Annotated in this window: 3 protein-coding genes and 1 pseudogene; 1 reads left to right on the plus strand and 3 read right to left on the minus strand. The window is 72.0% G+C overall.

Features of this window, described 5'->3' with window-relative positions:
* Together ACIQOV_RS37870 and ACIQOV_RS37875 are read right to left on the minus strand one after the other, a co-directional pair.
* A pseudogene (locus ACIQOV_RS37870) lies at positions 1-256 on the minus strand (hypothetical protein); the annotation flags it as partial.
* A 246-nt stretch (positions 257-502) separates the two neighbouring features.
* On the minus strand, positions 503-991 hold the full coding sequence (locus tag ACIQOV_RS37875; RefSeq protein WP_401055313.1) for a SitI3 family protein: 489 nt from the start codon (positions 989-991) through the stop codon (positions 503-505).
* Positions 992-1,094: 103 nt separating this feature from the next.
* Between ACIQOV_RS37875 and ACIQOV_RS37880 the strand changes: the two genes are divergently transcribed.
* Entirely contained in the window at positions 1,095-1,502 is a 408-nt protein-coding gene (locus tag ACIQOV_RS37880; protein WP_401055314.1) for a hypothetical protein, read from the plus strand.
* Between the two features lie 97 nt (positions 1,503-1,599).
* Here ACIQOV_RS37880 and lspA read toward each other — a convergent pair whose 3' ends face one another.
* The gene (gene lspA, locus ACIQOV_RS37885) at positions 1,600-2,115 is read right to left on the minus strand and encodes a signal peptidase II (RefSeq protein ID WP_401055315.1); all 516 of its coding nucleotides are present in this window, start codon (positions 2,113-2,115) and stop codon (positions 1,600-1,602) included.
* Positions 2,116-2,329 lie beyond the last annotated feature (214 nt).

The following is a 2,329-nucleotide window of genomic DNA, read 5'->3' on the forward strand; positions in this document are numbered from 1 at the left end:
CGGTGGGGGTGGTCGGGGCGGCGAGCAGGATCTGGACGCCGTAGGCGGTCTCCTCGGGGGTGGGGCCCCAGATGCCCCAGGAGCCGTCGGGGTGCTGGGTCAACATCGCCCATTCGGCGGCGCGGCGCAGCGCGGGGCGGGCGGCGGAGCCGCCGAATCGGGCCAGGGCGGTGTCGTCGGCGTCCGGCGCGAGTCCGGGCGCGCCGCGCACGCTGCCGTGCTCGGTGAGGGGTTCGAGCTCAAGCAGCCCGCACAAAGGCCGAGTTGACGCGATGGACGGCTGTGGAGATTCGGCGGGCGCCGATCCCTCCGCAGACGATCGCGCGGGGGTCGGACAGCCGTGGGGCGCCGCGATCGCGCCTCGCGGACGCGCCGGGCCCTGGGTTCGTGCGCTACCCGGCCCTTCGGTGATGACTGGTGACCGACCGGCCCGCCCGCTGCCGCACCGTGTTCCGGCGCGCCGGGGCGAGTCGTCCCGGCGAACGGCGATGCCCCGGTCCGGTCATCCCTCGTCGACGAACTCGTGCGTCTGACGGCGGTAGCGCCGCGAGACGGCGGCCAGGCGCTCCGGCGGCCAGATGTCGGACCTCTCGCCGAGGGTCAGCTCGCCGTCCTGACGCACCAGCCAGACGTCCTCCTGGTCGAGGTGCAGAACCGCGTCACCGGGCACCTGCACGAGGAGGGCGTCGGCCAGCCGGATCATGTCGTCCTGCTGGCCGGAGATGCCGGTCTCCTTGCCCAGCCGGAAGGCGACCGAGACGGTCGGGGTGAAGGCGCGGCCGCCGATCCGGGGATCTCCCCAGGGGATGGGCTTGCACGGGGTCACCCGGATCCAGGTGCCGCACGCCGTGAGCGCGCCGTCTGCGAGCAGCGTGTCGACGGTCGCGGGGACGGCGAAGAGCCGCATCGGCCGGGCGACGCCGACGAGCTTCCGGGCGACCTGGACCGGGGCCCACGGGGTCACCAGTTCAAGGCTGTAGGAAAGGGCCATGTGATCCGTCCTTCTCGTCCTCCACGGGTGGCGGAGGACCATGGTGCCAGGCGCGTCGATCTTGGTGCCTCCTTCATTCCGTCCGACAAACAAAGGGGCCCTCATGAACGGCAGGATCGCGACCTGGCTCGGCGTCCCCGCACTGGCCGTGGGGATGCTGCTCGGCGCAGCTCCGGCGCATGCCGGCACCGGGGTGCGGATCGACGGCGCGACCGTCTCCGGCAGTGCTTCGACGACGGTGAACATCACCATCGCGTACTCCTGCGACCCCGGCGGCTTCGTCAGGTCCGCGACCGTGACCGCCGAGGACCGGCGCTCCGGTGCCCTCGGCGCCACCCGGTTCGCCCCCAGCTGCACGGGCGCGACCGTGAAGGCGGTCGTCCCGGTCACGACCCTGAACCGGAACAGCTTCGCCGCGGGCGACCCGGCGGGCGCCCACCTCTCACTGCTCGACCTCGACGACACCGAGGAGCTCGGGACCATCGCCCAACTCACCATCGGCAACGGTTAGGAGGGCCCGGCGCCCCGGCCTGCCGGGCTCGGCCCGTCGCGGCGCCGGGCCCGCGCCCGTACGGCAGCGTTACTGCCCGGCCGGAAGGCCCATTGCCCTACTGGCCCCTCCTCTCGGCAGTCCGCTCCGACGCGCCCGCCTCGGCCGGCGCGTCGGACGCGAGCGTGCCGTTCAGGCGGATGCCTCGTGTCGAGGCCCACATCACCAGGGCGCTGCCGCACACCACGCCACAGTCGGCGAGGTTGAAGACCGGCCAGTGCGGCAGTTGGATCCAGTCCACGACGCGTCCCTGCCACGGGGAGGGGGCCCGGAACAACCGGTCGACGAGATTTCCGGCTGCCCCGGCGATGACCAGCCCGAAGGAGACCGCCCAGACGGGGGTGCGGATTCGTGGCGACACCACCAGCATGGCGACGACGACCACGATCTTCACCGTGGTGAAGAACCATGCCTCCCCCTCGCCGATGGAGAATGCTCCACCCGAGTTGAAGACCAGCGTGAATTTCAGAAGCCCACCGAGGGCCTCTGTCGGATCGCTCCCCGAGAAATGTGTCAGCGCTATCTGTTTGGTGACGAAATCCGCCGCCAGCAGCACGAGTGCTACGGCTGCCATGATTCCCGACCGTCGAGGCATGTCACCGGGCGAGGAAGCTCCTCGCGCAACCCATAGGCGTAGTAAGCCAGTCATGGCCGCAGTGTAGGTGACGGCGGCCGGCGCCCCGGCGGGCCTGAGTTCCGCCGGAGCGTCCGTCCCGCCGGACCCGCACGGACGGTGTCGTGGTGTGCGCCGAGTGCTCCGGCAACGCGGCCGGCCCGCACCCCGTGGG

It is taken from the genome of Kitasatospora sp. NPDC091257 (assembly GCF_044757675.1).
Taxonomy (GTDB): domain Bacteria; phylum Actinomycetota; class Actinomycetes; order Streptomycetales; family Streptomycetaceae; genus Kitasatospora; species Kitasatospora lactacystinica.